The sequence below is a fragment of the Promineifilum sp. (SeqCode) genome, assembly GCF_041918635.1.
Classification (GTDB): Bacteria; Chloroflexota; Anaerolineae; order Promineifilales; family Promineifilaceae; genus Promineifilum.
Window position 1 is genome coordinate 1 of record NZ_JAYRVJ010000242.1, and the last position, 2,159, is coordinate 2,159.

At 64.4% G+C, this 2,159-nt stretch carries 2 protein-coding genes; both read left to right on the forward strand.

What is annotated here, in order from left to right:
* The coding region (locus ACE3UY_RS08170) for a formate--tetrahydrofolate ligase (RefSeq protein WP_374687051.1) at window positions 1–463 on the forward strand (463 nt) is incomplete at its 5' end.
* A 103-nt stretch (window positions 464–566) separates the two neighbouring features.
* On the forward strand, window positions 567–2,099 hold the full coding sequence (locus ACE3UY_RS08175) for a trimethylamine methyltransferase family protein (protein ID WP_374687052.1): 1,533 nt from the start codon (window positions 567–569) through the stop codon (window positions 2,097–2,099).
* The last annotated feature ends 60 nt before the right edge of the window (window positions 2,100–2,159 follow it).

Below are 2,159 nucleotides of genomic sequence, written 5' to 3' on the forward strand. Positions count from 1 at the left end.
GGCTGTGATGAGCGATCACTGGACCAACGGTGGAGATGGAGCGATCCAGCTGGCCGAGGCCGTTGTGGCCGCCTGCGAGAAGCCGTCTAACTTCAACTTCCTGTATCCGTTGGAACTGCCCATCAAGACCAAGATCGAGACGATCGCCAAGGAGATCTACAGCGCGGGCGAGGTGATCTACGAGCCGATGGCCGAAAAGCAGATCAAGTCCTACGAGGAAAACGGCTTCGGCAACCTGCCCATTTGCATGGCCAAGACCCACCTGAGCATCAGCCACGATCCACTGCTGAAGAACGCGCCGTCGGGCTACACGCTGACGGTGCGCGAGGTGCGCGCCTCGGTCGGCGCGGGCTTCATCTATCCGCTGTTGGGCGAGATGCGCACGATGCCTGGTCTGGGCACCAAGCCGGCGTACATGAATGTGGACGTTGACGAGGACGGCCGGGTGATGGGCCTGTTCTAAGCCGTTAACGCCAGGACGCGAAGGCGCAAAGACGCAAAGGATCACCGTCCTTTGCGTCTTTGCGTCCTGGCGTTGTATCCTCTGCCCGACAAGGAGAGCAGCTATGGCACAGAGACGAGAGCGGCGCACGGGCCGGCGGCGGGCCGGGCTGGCGGGCGACCCGGAAGCAGAGGCCGTCGGCCGTATCGCGCAGCCGGTTCACCGCCTGCCGATCTACGAACTCGCCTCCGAGGAGGCGCTGGAGATCATCCACCGCGCCTCGCTGGAACTCCTGTCGGACGTGGGTATCGATTTCTACCACCCGGAGGCCGAGGCCATCCTGAAGGCTCACGGCGTGCGCCTCGCCGGCCAGACGGCCCACTTCGACCGCGAGATGATCGCCGAGTACGTGGCTAAAGCGCCGCGGCAGTTCACCCAACTGGCCCGCAACCCGGCGCGCAACGTCGTCATCGGCGGCGATTATTTGACCTTTGCGCCGGTCTACGGGCCGCCCTTCGTCTACGACCGCGACCGGGGCCGTCGCGAGGCCAGACTGCTCGACTTCCAGAACTTCGTCAAGCTGACCTACCTGTCGCCCTACCTGCACCACTCCGGCGGCACGATCGTCGAGCCGACCGACCTGCCGGTGCACACGCGCCACCTGGATATGGTCTACAGCCACATCCGCTATAGCGACAAACCCTTCATGGGCTCGGTGACCTCAGCCGGGAATGCCGCCGACAGCGTGCGCATGGCCGAACTGGTCTTTGGCGCGGAAGCCATACGGGAGCAGCCGGCCCTCCTGTCGCTGATCAATATCAGCAGCCCGCGCCGCCTCGATGATCGGATGCTCGGCTCGCTCATCACCTATGCCCAAGCGCGGCAGGGGTTGATCATCACGCCGTTTCTCTTCTCCGGGGCGATGGCCCCGGCGGCCGTGGGGGGCACGCTCGTCCAGCTCAACGCCGAGGCGCTGGCCGGAGTGGTCTTCGCGCAGATGGTGAATCCCGGCACGCCGGTCGTCTTTGGCGCGTTCCAGACCAACATCGACCTGCAGAGCGGCGCGCCCGTCTTCGGCTCGCCGGAGAGTCAGATCGCCCTGTACGTCGCCGGGCAACTGGCCCGTCGCCACGGCCTGCCCTTCCGCAGCGGCGGCATGTTCGCCAGCAGCAAGGTGGCCGACGCCCAGGCGGCGTATGAATCGGTTATGGTCATGCTGCCGACCGTTCTGGCGAAGGTGAACTTCGTGCTCCACGCCGCGGGCTGGCTGGAGGGCGGGCTGACCGCTGGCTATGAGAAATTTATCCTCGATGAGCAGTTGTTGGGCATGTTCCACAAGTTCTTGCAGGGACTTGACGTGTCGGCCAACGGCCTGGCGCTGGAATCGCTGGCGACAGTTCCACCCGGCGGCCATCACCTGGGCACACCGCACACCATCGCCAACTTCCGCACGGCCTTCCACCGCTCTGACCTGTTCGACTACAATTCGTTCGAGCAGTGGTACGAAGAGGGGGCGCAGACGGCCGACGAGCGGGCCAACACGCGCTACAAGGCGTGGTTGGGCGACTATGAGGCTCCAATGCTAGACCCCGCGCTCGATGAGGCGCTGCAAGCGTTTATGAACAGGCGCAAAGCGGATATTGTTCCCGAGATGTAAGGCGCGGCGCACGTTCTGCAAGTGTGCCGCGCCTGGAGAAGAACGGATGGCGACTTATCA

Coding starts and splice junctions, on each gene's coding strand:
- ACE3UY_RS08175 (WP_374687052.1), top strand. CDS start 567: ATGGCACAGAGACGAGAGCGGCGCACGGGCCGGCGGCGGGCCGGGCTG.